At 64.9% G+C, this 22557-nt stretch carries 23 protein-coding genes and 1 pseudogene; 6 read left to right on the top strand and 18 right to left on the bottom strand.

The window, feature by feature from the left end:
• Window positions 1-196 precede the first annotated feature (196 nt).
• The 3 genes from RTH46_RS20075 (at window position 197) to RTH46_RS20065 (ending at window position 2909) form a co-directional block, all read left to right on the top strand.
• Window positions 197-994 carry a transporter substrate-binding domain-containing protein gene (locus RTH46_RS20075; protein WP_167409836.1) on the top strand — a complete coding sequence of 266 codons (798 nt, stop codon included), beginning with the start codon at window positions 197-199 and terminating at the stop codon, window positions 992-994.
• 225 nt (window positions 995-1219) lie between these two features.
• Window positions 1220-2182, top strand: coding sequence for an amino acid ABC transporter permease (locus RTH46_RS20070; RefSeq protein WP_153787266.1), 963 nt, complete (start codon window positions 1220-1222; stop codon window positions 2180-2182).
• Window positions 2175-2909 (top strand): amino acid ABC transporter ATP-binding protein, encoded by a 735-nt coding sequence (locus RTH46_RS20065; RefSeq protein WP_153787270.1) that lies wholly within the window; start codon window positions 2175-2177, stop codon window positions 2907-2909. The genes RTH46_RS20070 and RTH46_RS20065 overlap by 8 nt, the downstream gene beginning before the upstream one ends.
• A 115-nt stretch (window positions 2910-3024) precedes the next feature.
• Here RTH46_RS20065 and RTH46_RS20060 read toward each other — a convergent pair whose 3' ends face one another.
• The 12 genes and pseudogenes from RTH46_RS20060 to ubiE all read right to left on the bottom strand — a co-directional run bounded on the left by RTH46_RS20060 (window position 3025) and on the right by ubiE (window position 13289).
• Entirely contained in the window at window positions 3025-4977 is a 1953-nt protein-coding gene (locus tag RTH46_RS20060; RefSeq protein WP_316906413.1) for a methyl-accepting chemotaxis protein, read from the bottom strand.
• 171 nt (window positions 4978-5148) lie between these two features.
• Window positions 5149-5862: a methyl-accepting chemotaxis protein gene (locus tag RTH46_RS26370; RefSeq protein WP_410478586.1), complete on the bottom strand. Its 714-nt coding sequence runs from the start codon at window positions 5860-5862 to the stop codon at window positions 5149-5151.
• 141 nt (window positions 5863-6003) lie between these two features.
• Window positions 6004-6954 (bottom strand): annotated as a pseudogene (locus tag RTH46_RS26365) (methyl-accepting chemotaxis protein); the annotation flags it as partial.
• 210 nt (window positions 6955-7164) lie between these two features.
• Window positions 7165-7872, bottom strand: coding sequence for a 16S rRNA (uracil(1498)-N(3))-methyltransferase (locus tag RTH46_RS20050; RefSeq protein ID WP_153787263.1), 708 nt, complete (start codon window positions 7870-7872; stop codon window positions 7165-7167).
• Window positions 7869-8660: a twin-arginine translocase subunit TatC gene (gene tatC / locus RTH46_RS20045; protein ID WP_153787262.1), complete on the bottom strand. Its 792-nt coding sequence runs from the start codon at window positions 8658-8660 to the stop codon at window positions 7869-7871. Before tatC ends, RTH46_RS20050 begins: the two co-directional genes overlap by 4 nt.
• Window positions 8657-9034: a Sec-independent protein translocase protein TatB gene (tatB, locus tag RTH46_RS20040; RefSeq protein WP_153787261.1), complete on the bottom strand. Its 378-nt coding sequence runs from the start codon at window positions 9032-9034 to the stop codon at window positions 8657-8659. Before tatB ends, tatC begins: the two co-directional genes overlap by 4 nt.
• A 3-nt stretch (window positions 9035-9037) precedes the next feature.
• Window positions 9038-9310: a twin-arginine translocase TatA/TatE family subunit gene (locus RTH46_RS20035; protein ID WP_028688374.1), complete on the bottom strand. Its 273-nt coding sequence runs from the start codon at window positions 9308-9310 to the stop codon at window positions 9038-9040.
• A 171-nt stretch (window positions 9311-9481) separates the two neighbouring features.
• A complete protein-coding gene (locus RTH46_RS20030) occupies window positions 9482-9817 on the bottom strand; it encodes a phosphoribosyl-ATP diphosphatase (protein ID WP_050707262.1) in 336 nt (111 codons plus the stop codon).
• 2 nt (window positions 9818-9819) lie between these two features.
• A complete protein-coding gene (gene hisI, locus RTH46_RS20025; RefSeq protein ID WP_153787260.1) occupies window positions 9820-10212 on the bottom strand; it encodes a phosphoribosyl-AMP cyclohydrolase in 393 nt (130 codons plus the stop codon).
• A 73-nt stretch (window positions 10213-10285) separates the two neighbouring features.
• Complete coding sequence (gene ubiB, locus RTH46_RS20020) at window positions 10286-11899, bottom strand: ubiquinone biosynthesis regulatory protein kinase UbiB (protein WP_153787259.1); 1614 nt, start codon at window positions 11897-11899, stop codon at window positions 10286-10288.
• Window positions 11896-12519, bottom strand: coding sequence for an SCP2 domain-containing protein (locus RTH46_RS20015; RefSeq protein WP_110994131.1), 624 nt, complete (start codon window positions 12517-12519; stop codon window positions 11896-11898). The genes ubiB and RTH46_RS20015 overlap by 4 nt, the downstream gene beginning before the upstream one ends.
• Complete coding sequence (ubiE, locus tag RTH46_RS20010; protein ID WP_050707258.1) at window positions 12519-13289, bottom strand: bifunctional demethylmenaquinone methyltransferase/2-methoxy-6-polyprenyl-1,4-benzoquinol methylase UbiE; 771 nt, start codon at window positions 13287-13289, stop codon at window positions 12519-12521. The genes RTH46_RS20015 and ubiE overlap by 1 nt, the downstream gene beginning before the upstream one ends.
• 125 nt (window positions 13290-13414) lie before the next feature.
• Here ubiE and RTH46_RS20005 point away from each other — a divergent pair, with 125 nt between their 5' ends.
• The 3 genes from RTH46_RS20005 to RTH46_RS19995 all read left to right on the top strand — a co-directional run bounded on the left by RTH46_RS20005 (window position 13415) and on the right by RTH46_RS19995 (window position 15094).
• Window positions 13415-13690, top strand: a complete 276-nt coding sequence (locus tag RTH46_RS20005) for a polyhydroxyalkanoic acid system family protein (protein ID WP_110994133.1) — start codon at window positions 13415-13417, stop codon at window positions 13688-13690.
• Between the two features lie 245 nt (window positions 13691-13935).
• Window positions 13936-14352 carry a phasin family protein gene (locus RTH46_RS20000; RefSeq protein WP_153787258.1) on the top strand — a complete coding sequence of 139 codons (417 nt, stop codon included), beginning with the start codon at window positions 13936-13938 and terminating at the stop codon, window positions 14350-14352.
• A 10-nt stretch (window positions 14353-14362) separates the two neighbouring features.
• Window positions 14363-15094, top strand: coding sequence for a phasin family protein (locus RTH46_RS19995; protein ID WP_153787257.1), 732 nt, complete (start codon window positions 14363-14365; stop codon window positions 15092-15094).
• A gap of 86 nt (window positions 15095-15180) precedes the next feature.
• Here RTH46_RS19995 and RTH46_RS19990 read toward each other — a convergent pair whose 3' ends face one another.
• The 6 genes from RTH46_RS19990 to hslU form a co-directional block, all read right to left on the bottom strand.
• On the bottom strand, window positions 15181-15795 hold the full coding sequence (locus tag RTH46_RS19990; protein ID WP_153787256.1) for a TetR/AcrR family transcriptional regulator: 615 nt from the start codon (window positions 15793-15795) through the stop codon (window positions 15181-15183).
• Between the two features lie 4 nt (window positions 15796-15799).
• The gene (phaC, locus tag RTH46_RS19985; RefSeq protein WP_316906411.1) at window positions 15800-17482 is read right to left on the bottom strand and encodes a class II poly(R)-hydroxyalkanoic acid synthase; all 1683 of its coding nucleotides are present in this window, start codon (window positions 17480-17482) and stop codon (window positions 15800-15802) included.
• Window positions 17483-17659: 177 nt separating this feature from the next.
• Window positions 17660-18511 (bottom strand): poly(3-hydroxyalkanoate) depolymerase, encoded by an 852-nt coding sequence (phaZ, locus tag RTH46_RS19980; RefSeq protein WP_153787254.1) that lies wholly within the window; start codon window positions 18509-18511, stop codon window positions 17660-17662.
• A 64-nt stretch (window positions 18512-18575) separates the two neighbouring features.
• Window positions 18576-20255: a class II poly(R)-hydroxyalkanoic acid synthase gene (phaC, locus tag RTH46_RS19975; RefSeq protein ID WP_153787253.1), complete on the bottom strand. Its 1680-nt coding sequence runs from the start codon at window positions 20253-20255 to the stop codon at window positions 18576-18578.
• 336 nt (window positions 20256-20591) lie between these two features.
• Complete coding sequence (locus tag RTH46_RS19970) at window positions 20592-20969, bottom strand: gamma-butyrobetaine hydroxylase-like domain-containing protein (RefSeq protein WP_125465841.1); 378 nt, start codon at window positions 20967-20969, stop codon at window positions 20592-20594.
• A gap of 182 nt (window positions 20970-21151) precedes the next feature.
• On the bottom strand, window positions 21152-22495 hold the full coding sequence (hslU, locus tag RTH46_RS19965) for an ATP-dependent protease ATPase subunit HslU (protein ID WP_125465840.1): 1344 nt from the start codon (window positions 22493-22495) through the stop codon (window positions 21152-21154).
• Window positions 22496-22557 lie beyond the last annotated feature (62 nt).

Raw genomic sequence — 22557 nt, 5'->3', positions numbered from 1 at the left:
CGCTCCCACGCTAACCTCGTGGGAGCGGGCTTGCCCCGCGATGCTTTTCAGGTCGATTTTGGCCAACAAAGTCCCCCGGGGCCCTAGGTCCCAGCCCGCGCATGCGTTAGCATCCTACGCGACATTACGCATCGGCCTGTCAGGCCGTGCCTACAAAAAGAAATTTGCGTACTTCTTGCTAGGGGACTTGGTGATGATGAAGAAATACCTGTCGCGACTGCTGGTCGGTGCCACCGCCCTCATCGCGGTAACCGCCGCCCAGGCCGGCGCCATCGACGACGCGGTCAAGCGCGGCACCCTGCGGGTCGGCATGGACCCGACCTACATGCCGTTCGAGATGACCAACAAGCGCGGCGAGATCATCGGCTTCGAAGTCGACATCCTCAAGGCCATGGCCAAGTCCATGGGCGTCAAGCTGGAGACCGTCTCCACCGCCTATGACGGCATCATCCCGGCCCTGCTCACCGACAAGTTCGACTTCATCGGCAGCGGCATGACCCTCACCCAAGAGCGCAACCTGCGCCTGAACTTCAGCGAACCCTTCATCGTGGTCGGCCAGACCCTGCTGATCCGCAAGGAACTGGCGGGTGAGATCAAGTCGTACAAAGACCTGAACAACGAGAAGTACCGCATCACCTCCAAGCTCGGTACCACCGGCGAGATGGTTTCCAAGAAGCTGATCGGCAAAGCCAAGTACCACGGCTACGACAACGAGCAGGAAGCGGTGATGGACGTGGTCAACGGCAAGGCTGACGCCTTCGTCTATGACGCGCCGTACAACGTGGTGGCGGTGGAGAAGGCCGGCGCCGGCAAGCTGCTGTTCCTCGAAGAACCCTTCACCTACGAGCCGCTGGCCTTCGGCCTGAAGAAAGGCGACTACGACAGCATCAACTTCATCAACAACTTCCTGCACCAGATCAAGCATGACGGGACCTACGATCGTATCCACGACAAGTGGTTCAAGAACAAGGACTGGCTGAAGGAAATGGAATAAGGCCCAGGCCACAAGCCCAGGCTTTGACCCCGACGCGCAGGTGGTGCTGAGGGTGGTTGGTCGAGGATAGCGGCTGTATTCGACGGCCTCTTCGCGGGTAAACCCGCTCCCACAGGTATCGCCAAACCCTGTGGGAGCGGGTTTACCCGCGAAGAAGTCTACGCAACCTCACTGGCCATCTCAGAAACCCACCTAGCGCGTTTCGCATTTACGGAAGTACCCCACGTGATCAAACACAAGAAAGCACAGTGGCCCTGGCATGGGCTGACCGCGCTGGTCCTGGTGGGCCTGGCGTTCAGCCTGTACCTGGCCACCTCGATGATTTCCTATGAGTGGCGCTGGAACCGCGTTCCGCAATACTTTGCCTACAAGGCCGAGGAAACCCAGCGTGCCGCCAACCCAGGCACGGTCGAGGAAATCGTGGTGTCCGGCGACAACGCCCGGGTCACCCTGAAGGATGAAAGCGGCGATACCCAAGTAGTCGAAGTGGCCAAGGACAGCATGCTGCTGGCCCGTGGCGACGACGTCGCCGAAGGCGATGCCATCGGTGTCACCCGCCATTGGGCCGCCGGCCCCCTGGCCTGGGGCCTGTGGACCACGCTGTGGCTGTCGGTGGTTTCCGGCGCCCTGGGCCTGGTGATCGGCCTGTTTGCCGGGCTGTGCCGGCTGTCGAACAACCCGACCCTGCGCGACCTGTCCACGGTCTACGTCGAACTGGTGCGCGGCACGCCGCTGCTGGTGCAGATCTTCATCTTCTACTTCTTCATCGGCACCGTGCTCAACCTGAGCCGCGAGTTCGCCGGGGTTGCCGCGCTGGCATTGTTCACCGGCGCCTATGTGGCCGAGATCGTCCGCGCCGGCGTGCAGTCGATTGCCAAAGGCCAGAACGAGGCGGCACGCTCGTTGGGCCTGAACGGCGCCCAGTCGATGCGCCACGTGATCCTGCCGCAGGCGTTCAAGCGCGTGCTGCCGCCGCTGGCCGGGCAGTTCATCAGCCTGGTCAAGGACACCTCGCTGGTGTCGGTGATCGCCATCACCGAGCTGACCAAGAGCGGCCGCGAAGCCATTACCACGTCGTTCTCGACCTTCGAGATCTGGTTCTGCGTGGCAGGCCTGTACCTGCTGATCAACCTGCCGCTGTCGCATATCGCCAGCCGGCTCGAGCGGAGGCTTGCGCAAAGTGATTGAAGTCCGTGACCTGCTGAAAGTCTTCGACACCCGTGGCCAGGTGGTGCGCGCGGTGGACAACGTCACCACCCAGGTCGCCAAGGGCGAAGTGGTGGTGGTGCTCGGCCCGTCCGGTTCGGGCAAGTCGACCTTCCTGCGCTGCCTCAACGGCCTGGAGCATTTCGACCAGGGCCATGTGGCCATCGACGGCCTGCAACTGGCCGACCCGAAAACCGACATCAACGCCTACCGCCGCGAAGTCGGCATGGTGTTCCAGCACTTCAACCTGTTCCCGCACATGACCGTGCTGGAAAACCTGTGCCTGGCGCAGAAGGTGGTGCGCAAGCGCGGCAAGGCCGAGCGTGAAGCCAAGGCCCTGGCGTTGTTGCAGAAGGTTGGCATTTCGCAGAAGGCCAACGAGTACCCGTCGCGCCTGTCCGGTGGCCAGCAGCAGCGGGTGGCGATTGCCCGTGCCCTGGCGATGGAGCCCAAGGTGATGCTGTTCGACGAGCCGACCTCGGCGCTCGACCCGGAAATGGTCGGCGAGGTGCTGGACGTGATGAAGACCCTCGCGCAAGAAGGCATGACCATGGTCTGCGTGACCCACGAAATGGGCTTCGCCCGTGAAGTGGCCGACCGGGTGCTGTTCTTCGATCACGGCAAGCTGCTGGAGGATTCGCCGCCCGGGCAGTTCTTCGACGCGCCGAAGGATCCGCGGGCACAAGCCTTCCTGCGCCAAGTGCTATAAGCGCAGGAGTTCACGTGGGAGCGGGCTTGCCCCGCGATGGGTCCAGCAGGTAATGCTGGTCTGATCGCGGACCAAGTCGCAGCGGCACACCGCCGCTCCCACGAGCTTGCCTGCGTTACAAGCTGAACCGCCCCACCATCCCCCGCAATTCCCGCCCCAACTGCCCCAACTCGACGCTGGACGCCGCCGTCTGCTCGCTGGCCGTGCTGGTCTGGTCCGACACATCGCGCACGTTCATCACACTGCGGTTGATCTGCTCGGCCACCACGCTCTGCTCTTCGCTGGCCGTGGCGATCTGCTGGTTCATGCCCTGGATGGTCGACACAGTCGCGGTGATCTGCCCGAGTGCTTCACCGGCCTTGCGGCTGAGCTCGACGCTCTGCCCGGTGAGGCGTTTGCTGTCGTCGAGCAACCCCATGACCTGCTCGGTGCCGCTGTGCAGGTTGCCGATCAGTTGCTCGATCTCTTCGGTCGACTGCTGGGTGCGTTGGGCCAGGCCACGCACTTCGTCGGCGACCACCGCAAAGCCGCGTCCTGCCTCGCCGGCCCGCGCGGCTTCGATGGCGGCGTTGAGCGCCAGCAGGTTGGTCTGCTCGGACACCGACTTGATCACGTCGAGGATCGAGCCGATGCGTTGGCTTTCTTCTGCCAGGTGGGCCATGGCCTGCTGGCAGTGCTCCATCTGCCCGGCGAGCTGCTCGATGCGTTCGATGGCCTGGGCCACCACCTGGTCGCCCAGCTGCGCCTGATGATCGGCGGTGGTTGCGGCCTGCGACGCCTGTTCGGCGTTTTGAGCCACTTCCTGCACCGTAGCGCTCATCTGGTTCATCGCCGTGGCCACCTGGTCGGTCTCTTCCTTCTGCTGGCCGACCCGGTGCTGGGTTTGCTCGCTGACCGTCGCCAATTCGTCCACCGCTTGCGACAAGCGGGTAACGCCATGGTCGATACCGCCCAGCAGCTCACGCAGGCTCAGGGTCATGGTGCGCATGCTGCCCTGCAGTTGCCCAAGGTCGTCGCTGCGGGTGACATCGTCTATCTGGCTCAAGTCGCCCTTGGCGATACGTTCGGCCTGGCGCAAGGTCTGTTTCAGCGGCGCGGTGATCTGCTGGCTGATCAGCCAGGCCGCAAGGCTGCCGATCAGCAGGGCGAGCAGGGCGACGCTGGTCATCAGGCTCAGTGACGCCAGCGCCTGTTCGTCGCGCAGGGCGATCTGGTTGTCGCTGAGTTCGCGGCTGCTGCTGGTGATCTGGTTGCCCAGCTGCTCCATGTTGTTCTGCAGCAACTCAACGGCGATCGCCGCGCCTGCATACTGGCCCAACTGCTCGCGATAGCGGGCCAGGCCTGCGGCGACAGGGGCGGCGACGCGAGTGTCCAGGCCAAGGCCCTGGAGCAACTGATCGAGCTCACCGAGAGTGGCTTGGGCTGCGTTCAGGGCGGGTTGGCCGACCTCGGCAAAGCCTTGCAGTGGTTCGCTGAAGTAGGCGGGTACGGCGGCGCGTTGGCCGGCCATTTCCACATGCCGGCCGAGTGCCTCGATCAGGTTGAGCGCCCGCCCCTGGGCGGCCGGCTGGTCCAACTGGCTCAAGCGGCTGATCAGTTGGCCCTGCAGGGCACTGATCTGCTGGTCCAGCTCGGAGGCCCGGCCGAGCAGGCTTTCGCGTTGCTGGCGGCGGGTCAGCGCATTCTGTTGGAGCTTTTCGAAGTCGTCCCGGTAGCGTGCCAGCAGATCATGCTTTTCGGCGATCAGGCGCACGTTTTCCGCTGACAGGTAGCGCGGGCGCATGGTTTCGATCAAGGCTCCGAGCTGGTCGATCGTCTTGCCAAGCTGCGTGCGGCTCTGGTCATCCTCGAGCACGCGGAACGTGATGCGCTCGGCGCGCAGGTCCTTGGCCAAATCGTTGAGTTGGGCGATCTGGGTGAGCTTTTCCGAGCGGTCGATGGCATCACTCAGGGCCTGCCAGCCGGTCAGGGTGGTGAGCAGGGTGAGCAGCAGCACCAGGGCAAAGCCCATGGCCAGCTTGAGGCGCACGCTGAGGTGGCCGAGCATGCGGTTGAGCGGTCCGAGCATGGTGAGTCTCCGGCGATGAGGGCGCCCTGCGTCAGGCGGGGCGTGGACATCCTGCTCATCGGCCGGAAAAGCGTAAGACTGTACCTGTGAATGGCGTAGGAGGTTTCCCTTCGACGCATAGGAGAAGTCGTGGCCGGCTTACCCCGAGGGGCCCGGCCACGACGGGGGGCGTTACAGCCTGAACTTGGCGACCAGACCCTGCAGGTGGGTGCCCAGCCGCGCCAACTCGACACTGGAGCTGGCGGTCTCTTCACTGGCGGCGGAGGTCTGGTCGGAGATATCGCGTACGTTCATCACGCTGCGGTTGATCTCCTCGGCCACCGCACTCTGCTGCTCGGCAGCCGTGGCGATCTGCTGGTTCATCGCCTGGATCGACGAGACGGTGCGGGTGATGGTTTCCAGCGAGCCGCCGGCACGCCGGGTCAGCTCGACGCTGCTGTCGGTGAGGCTGCGGCTGCTGTCCATCACGCTGGCCACGCGCTGGGTGCCATTCTGCAGGCCGGCGATCAGCTCTTCGATCTCTTCGGTCGACTGCTGGGTGCGCTGGGCCAGGCTGCGCACCTCGTCGGCGACCACCGCAAAACCGCGCCCGGCTTCGCCGGCACGGGCGGCTTCGATGGCCGCGTTGAGCGCCAGCAGGTTGGTCTGTTGCGCCACCGACTTGATCACGTCGAGCACGCTGCCGATCTTGTCGCTTTCAGCCTTGAGCTGGTTCATCGCTTCGCTGGAGTTCACCACTTCGTGGGCCAGGCGTTCGATCTGGTTGATCGCCTCGGTCACCACCTTGTCGCCTTCGCGGGCCTGCTGGTCGGCCATCAGTGCCGCTTCCGAGGCCTGTTCGGCATTGCGCGCGACTTCCTGCACGGTGGCAGCCATCTCGTTCATGGCGGTGGCCACCTGGTCGGTCTCGACCTTCTGGTTGTTCACCCCGGCGCTGGTCTGTTCGGTCACCGCCGAGAGCTCCTCGGCGGCGCTGGCGATCTGCGTGACGCCGTCGCCGATGCCGCTGATCAGCTGGCGCAGGCCCTGGGTCATGCGCTGCATGCTGGCCTGCAGCTGGCCCAGCTCGTCGCGGCGGTCGGCCTGCAGGTCCTGGCTGAGGTCGCCGTTGGCCACGCGCTCGGCTGCGGACAGGGTCTGGCGCAGGGGCACGATGATCTGCCGGGTAATGGCCAGGGCGGCCAGCACACCCAGCAGCAGCGCCAGGGCGGTGGCGCCGGCGAGCAGGGTCTTGGCTTGCTGGGTGCCCTGGTCGCGGACTTTGGTCTGCGACAGGGTCATTTCCTGGCTGGCGCTGAGCAGCAGCTGGCCTTGGGCGGCCATGCGCTGCAGGTTCTGTTCGCTGGCGGACTGGGCGCTGCCGAACTGGTTCACTGCGTCACGGTAGGCGGCCAGGGCCTCGGCGGCATCGTCGAGGCTGGCAGCGTATTCGGCGGGGAGCTTGGCCGGCAGGGCCTTGAGCACGGCCATGGCCTGGTCGATGGCGGTGAGCGCGGTCTGCTGGAATTCGGCCTTGCCGCTGTAGGTGTAGCCGCGCACCTGGAAGCGCGCCTGCTGCAGCAAGGCGCTGGTTTCCACTGCTTGCTGGTATTGCTGGATATCGCCGCCCTGCAGCAGGCGCTGCTGGACCTTGCCGATCAATGCGGCGGCCTTGTCGGCGCTGTCGCCCAACAGGCCACGGCTGGCTTCGCGGCGTTGGCCGGCCTGCTTGAGCTCGGCGAAGGCCTGCTGGTATTCGCGTACGGCGCCTTGTTGCTGGTCCAGGCGCTGACGGTCGGCGGGGAGCTCGATCTGGCCGAGCATCAGCTGTACCTGGCGTTCGAGGTTGGCCAGGGCTTTATCCAGCTCGGCCACCGAGGCCTCGTCGCGGTTGCGCTCATAGTGCTGGCGAGCGATACGCAGGTCCTGGGTGTACTGGTGGATGACCGAGATATTGCCGAGCTTGTCGCCCCGGCTGGTCACGCCGTCGATCCCCATCCACCCGGTGAAGGTGATGCCCAGGGTGAGCAGCAGCACCAGGCCGAAGCCGATCCCCAACTTGCGATTGACGCTTACATTCCCCAGTGACTGGGCAAACCAACGGTACATAGACGACTCCCCGGCGCATGGCAGTGCGGATTATTGTTTTGTTGCCAAGGCCATCGGCGTGCGTTGGGGAAACTTGATGGGTAAAAGCTGACCCGTTTGTCAGAAAATTCGCGAAAGCAGGGCAGTCACAGCCGTTTCGACCCGCAGGATGCGATCACCCAGCTGCACCGGCGCCAGGCCGGCCTTGTGCAGCAGGTCGACTTCATACGGGATCCAGCCGCCTTCGGGGCCGATCGCCAGGGTTACCGGGCCTTCCACGCCGCGCGGGCAGGCCGGGTAGGGGCCAGGGTGGCCGACCAGGCCGAGGGTGCCGGCAGCGATGGCGGGCAGGCGGTCCTCGACGAAGGGTTTGAAGCGTTTTTCGATGATGACCTCAGGCAAGACCGTATCGCGGGCCTGCTCCAGGCCCAGGATGAGGTTTTCCCGGATCGTCTCGGGGTTAAGGAAAGGCGTCTGCCAGAAACTCTTCTCGACCTTGTAGCTGTTGACCAGGATCAGCCGCCCAACGCCCATGGTGGCGATGGTCTGGAACAACCTGCGGAGCATTTTCGGCCGCGGCACGGCCAGCACCAGGGTGAGCGGCAGCTTGGCCGGTGGCGGCTGGTCGAAGGCCACCTGAAGCTCGGCTTCATGGCCTTCGAGGCGGACCACCTCGGCCTTGCCCATCAAACCGTTGATACGCCCGACGCGCAGGCTGTCGCCCACCGCCACGCCGTGGATCTCCTGCATGTGGGTGAAACGGCGGTCGGCGAGGACGACGCGGTCGGCCGACACGAAGTCGGCCTCTTCGAGAAGCAACAGGTTCACGGTTGGGTCGCAGGCGGTTGGTCGTTGTGGTCTTGGTTCTGTTCGTCGCGTTCGTGGCTGCGCTTGCGGATCAGGCTGCCGCATAGCACGCCGATCTCGAACAGCAGCCACATGGGCACGGCCAGCAGGGTCTGGGAGAAGATGTCCGGCGGCGTCAGGACCATGCCGACCACGAAGCAGCCGATGATCACGTACGGGCGGATCTTCTTCAGGTACTGCACGTCGACCACGCCGATCCATACCAGCAGCACCACGGCCACGGGGATCTCGAAGGCCACGCCGAAGGCGAAGAACAAGGTCATGACGAAGTCGAGGTAGCTGGCGATGTCGGTCATCATCGACACGCCCTCGGGGGTGGCGCTGGCGAAGAAACCGAAGATCAGCGGGAACACCAGGAAGTAGGCGAAGGCCATGCCGGCGTAGAACAGGAAGATGCTCGACACCAGCAGCGGGATGGCGATGCGCTTCTCGTGACGGTACAGCCCAGGCGCGATGAAGCCCCAGATCTGCTGGAGGATGAACGGGATCGCCAGGAACAGCGAGACGATCATGGTCAGCTTGAACGGCGTGAGGAACGGCGAGGCCACGTCGGTGGCGATCATCGTCGCGTTGGCCGGCAGGTGCGCGCGCAGCGGCGCCGACACCAGGGTGTAGATCTGCTGGGCGAAGGAGAACAGCCCGGCGAAGATCAGGAAGATGGCGGCGACGCATCGCAGCAGGCGGGTGCGCAGCTCGGTCAGGTGCGAAACCAGCGGCATCGGCTGGTCGTTTTCCGGGTTTTCGCTCATGGGGCTCGCGGCGGTGGTGGCGGCTCGGAGGGTTGCGGCGCAGCGGCAGGGGGTGTCGGTGCTGCGTCGGCGGCGGGTGCTACGGGGGCTGCGGATGCATCAGTGCCGGGTTGGGCGGCAGGCGGTGCCAGTGGATTGAGGATGCGCTTGGCTTCCTGTTCCATCTGCAGGATGTGCTCGTTGTGCAGCTGACGGCGGATGTCGTCGGCGCCGATTTCGCGCTCGACCTCCATCTTGATCGCGTTGAAGCTGCGCTTGAGCCGGCCGATCCACAGGCCTGCGGTGCGCGCGGCGCCCGGCAGGCGCTCGGGGCCGAGCACCAGCAGGGCGACCAGGCCGACGAGCAGCAGCTCGCTGAAACTGATGCCGAACATGGGTCAGTCTTTCCGCTGCGGCTCTTGGACCGGCTGCGCCTGGCCCTCGATGGTGTGGCCCTGGGCCTGCTGCGCGGTGTTCTGTACCGGTGGCACGGGCTGGGCGGGCGGCGGGGTCTGCTCGGCCGGCTTGGTTTCTTCTTCGTTCATGGCTTTACGGAAGCCCTTGATCGATTCGCCCAGGTCGCTGCCGAAGTTCTTCAGCTTCTTGGTGCCGAATACCAGCACGACGACGACCAGCAGGACGATCCAGTGTTTCCAGTCGAAAATGCCCATCTCAAACTCCTGAAATTGTGTGTCTGTCTTTCGGGCCCTGGGGGCTGCTTTGCAGCCCATCGCGACACAAGGCCGCTCCTACAGGGGGATAGCGAATCGTTCAGGCGACGCGGGCTCCTGTAGGAGCGGCCTTGCGCCGCGAAAGGGGCGCAAAGCGCCCCCGGCAATCATTCAGGCAGACGGCTGTCGCGCCGCCTTCTCGTCGTGGCCGGACAGCCCGAACCGGCGCTCCAGCTCATCGAGCACTGCCTGCGGGTGCTGGCCCAGCGCACTGAGCATCACCAGGCTATGAAACCACAGGTCGGCTGTCTCATAGATTACATCGCTGTAATCCTTGCTGGCGGCGGCATCCTTGGCGGCGATGATGGTCTCGATCGACTCTTCGCCGAGCTTCTCGAGGATCTTGTTCAGGCCCTTGTGATAGAGGCTGGCCACATAGCTGCTGTCGGGGGCGGCGTGCTTGCGTTCTTCCAGCACTTCGGCGAGGCGGTTCAGCGTGTCGCTCATGTTCAGTGTCCTGCGCTGTAGATGGCGTCCGGGTCCTTCAGGACCGGATCGACGATTTTCCACTGGCCGTCTTCGTAGACGCGGTAGAAGCAGCTTTCGCGGCCGGTATGACAGGCGATATGGCCCAACTGCTCGACCATCAGGATGATCACGTCGGCGTCGCAGTCCAGGCGCATTTCATGCAGCTTCTGCACATGGCCCGACTCTTCGCCCTTGCGCCACAGCTTGCCCCGCGAACGCGACCAGTAGATGGCGCGGTTTTCGGCGGCGGTCAGCACGAGGGATTCACGGTTCATCCAGGCCATCATCAGCACGCGCCCGGTCTTGTGGTCCTGGGCGATGGCCGGTACCAGGCCATCGCTGTTCCACTTGATCTCGTCCAGCCAGTCTTTCATCGTCGACTCCAAACCGGGCCCGCTCCCGTACCGGGCCCCTGTGCGCTAGTGTGCCAGCCAGCCGCGCGGCTGGCTATCGGCGCACGATCAGGTACAAGCCTGCGGCCAGCATCAACCAGGCCGGCCACGCCGCCGGGGCGCTCAGGCTCACGGCGCCGGCGGCGAGCGTGGCGCCGCCGGTCAGCAGGCCGGCACCGAGCAGGCGCAGCGCCCAGTTGTCGCCCTGGCGACGGCGCTCGGGCAGTTGCGGGTCGTGCAGGTGCGGCTGCGACAGGCGTTCGAGCAGGTCGCGGGTCATGTCGGCCAGGTGCGGCAGTTGCTCGGCCTGGCTGTACAGGTTGCCGAACACCGCCTTGGGGCTCATGCGTTCGCGCATCCAACGTTCGAGGAACGGCTTGGCGGTGCTCCACAGGTCCAGGTCGGGGTACAGCTGGCGGCCCAGGCCTTCGATGTTGAGCAGGGTCTTCTGCAGCAGCACCAGTTGCGGCTGGACTTCCATGTTGAAGCGTCGGGCGGTCTGGAACAGGCGCATCAGTACCTGGCCGAAGGAGATGTCCTTGAGCGGTTTTTCGAAGATCGGCTCGCAGACGGTGCGGATCGCCGCCTCGAACTCGTTGACCTTGGTCTGCGCCGGTACCCAGCCCGAGTCGATGTGCAGTTGCGCCACGCGGCGGTAGTCGCGCTTGAAGAAGGCGATCAGGTTGCGCGCCAGGTAGTCCTGGTCCTCGGCGGTGAGGCTGCCGACGATGCCGCAGTCGATGGCGATGTACTGCGGGCTCCACGGTTTGACCGTGCTGACGAAGATGTTGCCCGGGTGCATGTCGGCGTGGAAGAAGCTGTCGCGGAACACCTGGGTGAAGAATACCTCGACACCGCGCTCGGCCAGCAGCTTCATGTCGGTGCGCTGGTCGGCCAGGGTGGCCATGTCGGTGACCGGCACGCCGTAGATGCGCTCCATCACCAGCACCTTGGGCCGGCAGAAGTCCCAGTACACCTGGGGTACGTACATCAGCTCCGAGCCTTCGAAGTTGCGTCGCAGCTGGCTGGCGTTGGCCGCCTCGCGCAGCAGGTCGAGCTCGTCGTAGATGGTCTTTTCGTAGTCGCCGACGATCTCTACCGGGTGCAGGCGGCGGGCATCGGCCGAGGCGCGCTCGGCGGCCTTGGCGATCAGGAACAGCCAGGCCAGGTCCTGGGCGATTACCGGCTTCAGGCCCGGGCGCACCACCTTGACCACCACTTCTTCGCCGCTTTTCAGGCGTGCGGCATGCACCTGGGCCACCGAAGCGGAGGCCAGCGGCTCGACGTCGAAGCGGCTGAACACCTCGCCAACCTTGGCTCCCAGCTGCTCTTCGATCAGCGCCACGGCGTGCTGCGGGTCGAACGGCGGCACCCGGTCCTGCAGCAGCATCAGCTCGTCGGCGATGTCGGTGGGCAGCAGGTCGCGGCGGGTGGACAGCAGTTGGCCGAACTTGATGAAGATCGGCCCCAGGTCCTGCAGCGCCAGGCGCATGCGCGCGCCACGGCTTAGCTCGAGGGGTTTGCGCGGCAGCCAGCGCCAGGGCATCAGCAGGCGCAGGCTGGCCAGCCACCAGGGCAGCAGGGGCTGTTCGAACAGCAGGTCATCGAGGCGGTAGCGGATCACGACGCGCTGGATGCGCAACAGACGGCGGACGGCGAGCAGCTTCATGCGTTATCGCTGGTATCAAGAGTGTGGGCGAGGCGGCGCAGGCGCGCCTCGAGACGTTCGATGTCGACTTTCAGCGCATCGAGTTCGCTGAACGCCGCTTCGGCTTCGCGTTTGCCGACCAGGGTGCGGGACTCTTCGGCCAGGTACTCGGAGAGGTTCTGGCTGAACCGGGCCAGGCCTTGCCTGGTCCAGCGCGCGCGCAGGCGCACGTGGCCTGCGAGCAGCGCGGTGGGGACCGGGCCGAGCCAGCGTTGCAGCTCGTGCTCCCAGTCCAGTTCCAGGTCCTGCAGCACCGCGACCAGATCGAGCAGCGCGGCGCTGTCACCGTGCAGTTCGACCTGCGGGCTGTGCAGCACGGCGCTCTTGTCCTTGCTCAGGGCCAACTGGGCCAGGCGCCCGGCCGGGGCGCGCAGGGTGCAATCGACCTCGCCCTCCCAGTGGGCGGCCAGCATCAGACCTTCTTCATCGGGCAGCACGAACAGCTTGAGGGCCGGCTGCACGCAGTCGATCTCGATGACCTGGCCTTCCAGCGCGGCCAGCCGCGGCAGTGCCGTGCTGTCCATGCGCAAGACCCGGTTGAGGCCGTGTTCGACGCTGGCGAGAAGGCCGGCCAGGAGCATCAGGGTTTGATCCCCCGGTGCACGGCGACGATGCCGCTGGTCATGTTGTGGTAGGTGACGCGGTCGAAGCCGGCCTCGACCATCATGCTCTTGAGGGTTTCCTGGTCGGGGTGCATGCGGATCGACTCGGCGAGGTAACGGTAGCTCTCGGAGTCGTTGGTGATCAGCTTGCCGGCCAGTGGCATGAAGGCGAACGAGTAAGCGTCGTAGGCCTTGGACATCAGCTTGTTGGTGGGCTTGGAGAACTCCAGGATCAACAGCCGGCCACCGGGCTTGAGCACGCGCAGCATCGAGCGAATGGCTTCGTCCTTGTGCGTCACGTTGCGCAGGCCGAAGGCGATGGTCACGCAGTCGAAGTGGTTGTCCGGGAACGGCAGCTTCTCGGCGTCGGCCTGGACGAACTCGATGTTGCCGGCCACGCCACGGTCGAGCAGACGGTCACGGCCGACCTTGAGCATCGAATCGTTGATGTCGGCCAGCACCACCTGGCCGGTCGGGCCGACCAGGCGCGAGAACTTGGCCGCCAGGTCGCCGGTACCACCGGCGATGTCCAGCACCCGGTTGCCGCTGCGCACGCCGGACAGCTCGATGGTGAAGCGCTTCCACAGGCGGTGCATGCCGCCGGACAGCACGTCGTTCATCAGGTCGTACTTGGCGGCGACGGAGTGGAAGACCTCGGCGACTTTCTTCGCCTTCTGGCTCTCGGGCACGTCCTGGTAGCCGAAGTGGGTGGTGGGTTCGGCGTGGTCGCCTTTGCGCTGGTCGGTCATTTCGCTTCACCAGAAAAAAATTACCGCCATTCTAGGGGCATCGGGCGGATTTGTCTTCGCGGGGTGTGCCGTGGCGGGGTGGCGGGCATAATGGCGATTATGTCTACATCAGCAGGAACACCCGCATGACCCAGATCAGCGTCGAACGCAAACACTCCCTCGGCCGCGAAGCCGCCCGCGCCAAGGCCGAAGCGCTGGTGGACAAGCTCAGCCGCGAATACGACCTCAAGGCCAGCTGGAACGGTGACCGGGTAGACGTGACCCGCAGCGGTGCCAATGGCAGCGTGCACATCTTCGACGACAGCATCCGCGTCGAGCTCAAGCTGGGCATGATGCTGTCGATGATGGGCGGCACCATCAAGGGCGAGATCGAGCGGGCGCTGGACAAAGCGCTGGCCTGATGCCGCAGGGGCCTTGCTGTTTGCAGGAGTGGGCTTTGTGGGAGCGGGCTTGCCCCGCGATGGCGATTGCCTGGGATGGCGCTATCGCGGGGCAASCCCGCTCCCACGAAGTCCGGCACACAATACCTGCACCCACCATCGCCCCACCTTAGGGTGAGGATTCTAATTTTTTTGCCTACCTTCACGCTCAAGCCCTACCACCCTGGGCCCATCCTCCCTCCCCAAATGAGCATGAGGTACAGAGCATGGCCAAAGTGAATATCAAGCAGGACGACGCCCAGGGCACCCTGGGCGAAGTGCGCGGCTACGCGCGCAAGATCTGGCTGGCGGGCATCGGCGCTTACGCCCGTGTCGGCCAGGAAGGCTCCGACTACTTCAAGGAACTGGTCAAGGCCGGTGAAGGCGTCGAGAAGCGCGGCAAGAAACGCATCCATAAAGAACTCGACGCGGCCAACCACCAGCTCGACGAAGCCGGCCAGGAAGTGACCCGCGTGCGGGGCAAGGTCGAGGTCCAGCTGGACAAAATCGAGAAAGCCTTCGACGAGCGCGTCGGCCGCGCCTTGAATCGCCTCGGCATTCCGTCTAAACATGACGTTGAGGCGTTGTCCATCAAGCTTGAACAGCTGCACGAGCTGCTCGAGCGCGTCGCGCACAAACCATAAGGAGAGCAGGATGGCTGGCAAGAAGAACACCGAGAAAGAAGGCAGCTCCTGGATCGGCGGAGTCGAGAAATACTCGCGCAAGATCTGGCTGGCAGGCCTGGGTATCTACTCCAAGATCGACCAGGATGGTCCGAAGCTGTTCGATTCGCTGGTGAAGGATGGCGAGAAAGCCGAGAAGCAGGCGAAGAAAAGCGTCGACTCGGCGGCCGACACGGCCAAGTCCGCCACCACCTCGCGGGTATCGGACGTCAAGGAACGCGCTCTGGGCAAGTGGAGCGAGCTCGAAGAGGCCTTCGACAAGCGCCTGAACAGCGCCATCTCGCGCCTGGGCGTGCCCAGCCGCAACGAGATCAAGGCACTGCACCAGCAGGTCGACACGCTGACCAAGCAGATCGAAAAACTGACCGGGGCTTCGGTCACACCGGTGTCCAAGGCCGCCGCCAGCAAGACGGCTGCCAAGCCACTGGCCAAGGCAGCTGCCAAACCGGCCGCCAAGACCGCCGCGGCAAAACCGGCTGCCAAGCCTGCGGTTAAAACCGCTGCAGCCAAGCCGGCTGCTGCCAAGCCTGCGGCCAAACCGGCAGCGGCGAAGAAGCCAGCAGTCAAGAAAGCGCCAGCGGCCAAGCCTGCTGCAGCCAAGCCGGTAGCCGCGGCACCTGCCGCCACCGCCGCACCGGCGCCGAGCGCGGCCCCGGCCAGCGCCACCCCGTCGGCACCGGTGAACGCGGCCGCCCAGGCCTGATACCGCGTCGCCTTCATCGCGGGGCAAGCCCGCTCCCACAATGGCTACTCAGGCCAGCGTGGGAGCGGGCTTGCCCCGCGATCATTTCATCCCTCCAGATACCTCATCGCCAGCCGCTCCGCCGCCGTGCGCGCCGGCGCCTGCAAGTGCGGCGCCACCAGCATCATCACCTGGTACACCACCACCCCCACATCACCTTCACGCCCCAGTACGCGCTGGTAATCCAGCGAACAGATCAGGGTCAGGGCGATCTGTTCCACCAATTGCCCCAAGGCTTGCGTTTCGCTGGTCACCAGGCCCTGGCTCTTGAGGCTGGCCAGCAGCGCGGCGAGGGTGCGCTTGAGCGCGTTGATCAGGCTGCGCATGCCGCGCGCCAGTTTGGGCAGGCGCCCGGTGAGGTTGGACAGGTCCTGGAACAGGAAGCGGTACTGGGCCATGCGCTCGACGATCAGGTGCAGGAACAGCCAGTAGTCCTCGGCGTCCAGGCGCACGTCCAGCGGTGGGTCGAGCAGCGGCATCAGCTGTTCTTCGAAACGCTCGAACAGGCCGATCACCAGCGGCTCCTTGCCGTGGAAGTGGTAGTACAGGTTACCCGGGCTGATCCCCAGTTCGTTGGCGATCTCCAGGGTAGAGACGTTGGGTTCGCCCTGGCGGTTGAACAGCAGCAGGGCGCATTCGAGGATGCGGTCGCGGGTCTTCATCCGGTCAGCGTGCCAGTACGTAGGTGCCTGGCGCGGGGCCCAGCGGTGGATAGGTGGCGTTGCCCAGTTCGTTGCGCGGTGCCTTGAGCGTGCCGGAGCGCTGGCTTATCCACTCCAGCCACTGCGGCCACCAGCTGCCGTCGCGGCGCTCGGCATCGTAGAACCAGGCGCGCGGGTCACCCGACAGCTTGGGGTTTTCCAGGTAGTAGGCCTTGGGGTTGCCGGGCGGGTTGATGATGCTCTGGATATGCCCGCTGTGCGACAGCACGAAGCGCCGATCACCACCCAGCAGCAGCGCCGAGCGGTACACCGCGTCCCACGGGGTGATGTGGTCGTTGCTGCCGGCCACGGTGAAGCTGTCCAGGTCGACCTGCTTGAGGTCGATGGGCGTGCCGCACACCTCCAGCCCGTCGGGGTGGGGCAGGGGGTTGTGCTTGAAGAAGTCCAGCAGGTCGCCGTGCAGGGCGGCCGGCAGGCGCGTGTTGTCGGCGTTCCAGTAGAGGATGTCGAAGGCCGGCGGGGTCTTGCCCATCAGGTAGTTGTTGACCCAGTAGTTCCAGATCAGGTCATTTGGCCGCATCCAGGCGAAGATCCGTGCCACCTCGCCGCCGTCGAGCACGCCGCGCTGATACGAGCGGCGCTTGGCCGCCTCGAGGGTCTGTTCGTCGGCGAACAGGCTGGCGGGGCTGTCGAACTGGCTGTCGAGCAGGCTCACCAGGTAGGTGGCGCTGCGCACCTTGCGCAGTTGGTTCTTGGCTTGCAGGTGGCCCTGCAGCGCGGCCATGGTCAGGCCGCCGGCACAGGCGCCCATCAGGTTCGGGTCGCGGCTGCCGCTGATGCTGCGGCATGCGTTGAGCGCCTCTTCGAGGGCCTGCACGTAGCTCGACAGGCCCCACTCGCGGTGGCGCGGGTCGGGGTTGCGCCAGCTGATCATGAACACCTGCAGGCCGTTCTTGAGCATGTACTGGACGAAGCTGTTGGTCGGGCTGAGGTCGAAGATGTAGAACTTGTTGATCTGCGGCGGTACCACCAGCACTGGCCGGGCGTACTGCTTTTCGCTCATCGGCTTGTACTGGATCAGCTCCAGCAGCTCATTGCGAAACACCACCGCGCCAGGCGTGGCGGCGAGGTTGCCGCCGACCTCGAAGGCGCGCTCGTCCACCTGGCGTGGCAGCCCGTCGTTGTGGCGCAGGTCGTCGAGCAGATGGCTCACGCCCCTTAACAGGCTCTGGCCGCCGGTATTGAGCAGCTCCTTGACCGCCAGCGGGTTGAGCAGCGAATTGCTCGGGGCGATGGCGTCGTTGATCAGGTTGAACAGGAACTGCGCGCGCACGCGGTCGTCATGGGACAGCGAGCTTTCCTCGACCCACAGGCGGGTCTGTTTCTGCCAGGCCAGGTAGGCCTGCAGGCTGCGCCGGTAGAACGGGTTCTGGCTCCAGGTGGGGTCGCTGAAGCGGCTGTCGCGCGCGTGGGGCTGGAACGGGGTGTCGCCGAGCATCACCCGGCCCAGGGTGCCGCCCAGCTCCAGCAAGTGCTTTGCCGTGTGCAGCGGGTGGCGCAGGCCATGGCGGCCGACATGGCGCAGCGTTGAAATCAGATCGCGGCCGCGCAGGCCAGTGATGGCGTTGCGCACGTTCATGCTGGTGGCCGGGGCTGGTGTCGTCCCTGTTGCCGGTTTGTCTTTCATGCCAACACTCCATCGTTATAGCAATCGGGCCGGTATGGCGGTACTGCGGATCACTGCCTGACCCAAAAGAGACCTGTGGGAGCGGCTTTAGCCGCGAACACCGGCGTAGCCGGTGCCATTCACCGTGTCGCTTGCTTCGCGGCTAAAGCCGCTCCCACAGACGCCAGCGAGTCTGCATCAGCCGCCAGTGGCGGGCCGGGGGTGCATGACCGCGCGCTGGCGCTCTTGCTGGAGGAATTTCATGATGATCGGGGCGACGGCCTCGGCCCGGGTGATCAGGAACAGGTGGCCATCGTCGATTATGTGTAGCTGGGCATTGGGAATCCGCCAGGCCAGCAGGCGCATGTTGACCAGGGGGATCAACGGATCGTCGTCGCCGGCCAGCACCAGGGTCGGTTGCTGGATCTTGTGCAGCCAGTGGATGCTGGTCCAGCCGAGCCCGGCGAACAGCTGCCAGTAGTAGCCCACCTTGCCGCCGGAGCGCACCTTCGAGGCGTGGTGCAGGGCCAGGTCCGGGTCGCGGCGAAAGGCGCCGCCATAGATCATCGGGGCGATGCGGATCACGTGGGAGGGTTGAATGTAGCGCCGGGGGCTGGCCATCAGCCACAGCACCTTGGGCTTGCCCGGCACCATCACCGCACCGGCGGCGGTGGCGGCCAGCACCAGCTTCTTGCAGCGCTCGGGGTAGTCGTGGGCGAACTGCTGGGCAAGCGCCCCGCCCCAGGACACACCGATGGCATTGACCTGGCCGTAGTCGAGGTAGTCGAGCATGCGCGCGGTCAACTTGGCCAGGCCAGGGAAGCGGTACGGGTGGCGCGGCGTCGACGAGCCGCCGACCCCGGGCACGTCGAAGGCGATCACTTCCAGGTCCGGGTCCAGCGCCTCGATGAACGGAAACACCAGTTCGAGGTTGGCGCCGATGCCGTTGAAGATCAGCAGCGGCGTCAGGTGCGGCTTGCCCGGGCGCACCGCGGTGCGGATGGACTGATCGTCCAGCTCGACGGTGCGGAAGATGTAGGGTTGCGGCATACGCGTGACTCTGGGGTGAAGGTAGCGCCGCGATGCGCCTGCCGGCACATCGCGGCGGTTGGGCTCAACGCTCGTGCACGTAGGTTCCCGGTGCGGCCTCGCCTGCGCCATAGGTGCGGTTGCCCAGGCGTGTCGGCGCCTTCTTGAGTTCCCCGGCGCGATCGCCCAGCCACGTCTGCCAGTGCAGCCACCAGGAGTCGGCGTGCTTGACCGCGTTCTCCTGCCAGGCCAGCGGGTCGTCCGGGCGGTCTTCACCGGTCATGAAGCGCGCCTTGGGGTTGCCCGGCGGATTGAGGATGCTCTGGATATGGCCGCTGTTGGACAGCACGAATTCGATCTTGCCGCCGAACAGGTGCGCCGAGCGGTAGCACGACTGCCATGGGGTGATGTGGTCGGCGGTGCCGGCGACGCTGAAAATGTCGCAGTCGACCTGCTTCAGGTCGATGGCAGTGCCGCACACCTCCAGGGCATTGGCGCGGATCAGCGGGTTGTTCTTGAACATTTCGATCAGGTCGCCGTGGAAGGCGGCCGGCAGGCGCGTGGTGTCGTTGTTCCAGAACAGGATGTCGAACACGGGCGGTGAATTGCCCAGCAGGTAGTTGTTGACCCAGTAGTTCCAGATCAGGTCGTTGGGGCGCATCCAGGCGAACACCTTGGCCATGTCGCTGCCCTCGAGCACCCCGGACTGGTAGGAGTGGCGCTTGGCGGCCTCCAGCGTCTGCTCGTCGACGAACAGCGCCACATCGGTGTCGATCGTGGTGTCGAGCACGCTGACCAGCAGGGTCAGGGCGTTGACCTTCTTCTCGCCCAGGGCCGCGTAGTGGCCCACCAGCGCGGTGCAGGTGATGCCCCCGGAGCAGGCGCCGAGCATGTTCAGGTCCTTGCTGCCGGTGATCGCCAGCACCGCGTCGACCGCCTCCTTGAGGGCGTCGATGTAGGTGGACAGGCCCCACTCGCGCTGGGCCTTGGTCGGGTTGCGCCAGCTGATGATGAAGGTCTGCTGCTGCGAGCGCAGGCAGAAGCGCGCCAGGCTCTTCTCCGGGCTCAGGTCGAACACGTAGAACTTGTTGATCTGCGGCGGCACCACCAGCAGCGGGCGGCTGTGCACCTGCTCGGTGATGGGTTTGTACTGGATCAGTTCGAGCACGTCGTTGCGGTACACCACCGCGCCTTCGCTGGTGCCCAGGTTCTTGCCCACCTCGAAGGCTTCCATGTTCACCTGGCTGGGCATGCCGCCATTGTTGACCATGTCCTTGGCGAGGTTGGACAGCCCGTCGAGCAGGCTCTTGCCGCCGGTTTCGAAGAAACGCTTGACCGCCGCCGGGTTGGAGAGGGTGTTGGTCGGCGCCATGGCTTCGGTCATCAGGTTGATGACGAACTGGCCACGGATGATGTCCTGGGGCGACAGGTCGCTTTCGCCGATCCAGTCGTTGAGCTCCTTGCGCCAGGCCAGGTAGGTCTGCAGGTAGCGACGGTACAGCGGGTTGTTGCTCCAGGCCGGGTCCTGGAAGCGACGGTCGTCGCCACCGGGCTGCAGGCTGGATTTGCCCAGCAGCACGTTCTTCAGTTCCAGGCCGAAATGCGCCACGTGCTTGGCACTGTGCAGGGGCTGGCGAACCGCCTGGCGCAATACCGTACGCGCCGACGTGAGCAAATCCTTACGGCGAATGCCGATGACCGGGTTCAGCCCCAGGGTGTTCTCCGAGGCCTGCCGCTGCAACTCATCGTTGTTCTTGTTACTCATCTACGACGCTCCGTTGTCCTGAGACGAGTACCGGTGTGCTGTGACAGCCCGGTACTGCTACTCGGGTGACCAGTGATAAGGAACAGCGGTGCTGCGACCGGATGCGTGTCGATGATGAGCTGCGGGGGTTTCTGCGTGTGAAGACAACCTGCTTTCGCTCGCGACCTCTACATACCGGCCTGGCCCTGCCTGCCGAAAAGGCGATGCAGGGAACTTGCCAGCTCCATTGGTTACCCGACTTTCATGTAATGCGCAAGACAGCCAGTCTTTGGCCGCCGTTCACGCATTCAAGCAGATGAGATTAGAAAATGCGCTCTAAAACCTGGAGGCCCCGCGCTAGAGCATCAGTTTGACAACCGATTCGGCGGGGTCGCGGGATTTGCCGGCCTTGTGCAATTCATCCAGATACTCGGCCCACAGCTGTTCCTGGCGCAGGCACAGTTGCTCGAGGTATTCCCAGGTGAACAACCCTGAGTCATGGCCGTCGTCGAAGGTCAGTTTCAGTGCGTATTGGCCGGCAGGCTCCAGGCCGCTGAGGCCTACGTTGATCTTGCCAAATTGCAGGATGGGATTGCCGTGGCCCTGGACCTCGGCGGAAGGGGAATGCACCCGCAGGAATTCGGCAGGCAGGTGGTAGACCTCGCCGGGGGCGTAGGTGAGGGTGAGGGTTTTCGAGGCTTTGTGCAGGTTGATGGCGGTGGGCAGGCGGGCCATGGGCTGGAATCTCTCGGGAGCTGATGAAGCAAGCTTCCAGCTTCTTGTGGAGGGATTCAAGGGCCTATCGCGGGGCAAGCCCGCTCCCACGCTGGAATGGACTGCCCCAAGAAGTTGGACACCAATCCAACCCTTGGGGGTAGTGCATTCCAGCGTGGGAGCGGGCTTGCCCCGCGATGGTCTTACAGGATGTAGCGCGACAGGTCTTCGTTCTGCGCCAGCTCACCCAGGTGGCTGTTCACATACGCGGCGTCGATGTGGATCGGCGTCTCGTCGTGGGCGCTGGCCAGGTCACCGGCACTGAACGACACCTCTTCGAGCAGGCGCTCGAGCAGGGTGTGCAGGCGGCGGGCACCGATGTTCTCGGTCTTCTCGTTGACCTGGAAAGCGATCTCGGCCAGGCGCTTGAGGCCCTCGTCGGCGAACTCGATGTTCAGGCCTTCGGTCTTCAACAGCGCTGCATACTGCTCGGTCAGCGAAGCGTGCGGCTCCTTGAGGATGCGCTCGAAGTCTTCCGGGGTCAGGGCCTTGAGCTCGACGCGGATCGGCAGGCGACCCTGCAGCTCGGGCACCAGGTCGCTCGGCTTGCTCAGGTGGAACGCACCGGAGGCGATGAACAGGATGTGGTCGGTCTTGACCATGCCCAGCTTGGTGTTGACGGTGCAGCCTTCGATCAGTGGCAGCAGGTCGCGCTGCACGCCTTCGCGGGACACATCGGCGCCGCCGACGTTGCCGCGCTTGGCCACCTTGTCGATTTCGTCGATGAACACGATGCCGTGCTGCTCGACCGCTTCCAGGGCCTTGGCCTTGAGCTCTTCGTCATTGACCAGGCGGCCGGCTTCTTCGTCGCGGACCATCTTCAGCGCGTCCTTGACCTTCAGCTTGCGCGCCTTGCGCTTGCCCTTGCCCATGTTGGCGAACAGGCTCTGCAGCTGGTTGGTCATCTCTTCCATGCCGGGCGGCGCGGCGATCTCGACACCGACCGCGTCGGCCACTTCGATCTCGATTTCCTTGTCGTCCAGCTGGCCTTCACGCAGGCGCTTGCGGAACAGCTGGCGGGTGTTGGAGTCGCTGCTCGACGGCGCGGCCTCTTCGGCGAAGCTGCTGGTACGCGCCTGCGGCAGCAGGGCGTCGAGGATACGGTCTTCGGCGGCGTCCTCGGCGCGGTGGCGCACGCGGACGATCTCTTGCTCGCGGAGCATCTTCAGCGCGGCATCGGCCAGGTCGCGGATGATCGACTCGACGTCACGGCCGACGTAGCCGACCTCGGTGAACTTGGTCGCTTCGACCTTGATGAACGGTGCGTTGGCCAGCTTGGCCAGGCGACGGGCGATTTCGGTCTTGCCCACGCCGGTGGGGCCGATCATCAGGATGTTCTTCGGGGTGACTTCGGCACGCAGCTCGGCAGGCAGCTGCATGCGCCGCCAGCGGTTGCGCAGGGCAATGGCGACGGCGCGCTTGGCGTCGTCCTGGCCGATGATGTGGCGGTTCAGTTCGTGAACGATTTCGCGGGGGGTCATGGACATGATCAATAGGGTCCTAAGGCGCAGTCATCAGTGTGGAAAAGTCCCGCCGAGGGCGGGACGCC

This window comes from Pseudomonas sp. zfem004, from assembly GCF_032621715.1.
Classification (GTDB): domain Bacteria; phylum Pseudomonadota; class Gammaproteobacteria; order Pseudomonadales; family Pseudomonadaceae; genus Aquipseudomonas; species Aquipseudomonas sichuanensis.
The sequence above is the reverse complement of the archived record's forward strand: the minus strand, read 5'-3'. Positions and strand labels throughout refer to the sequence as shown.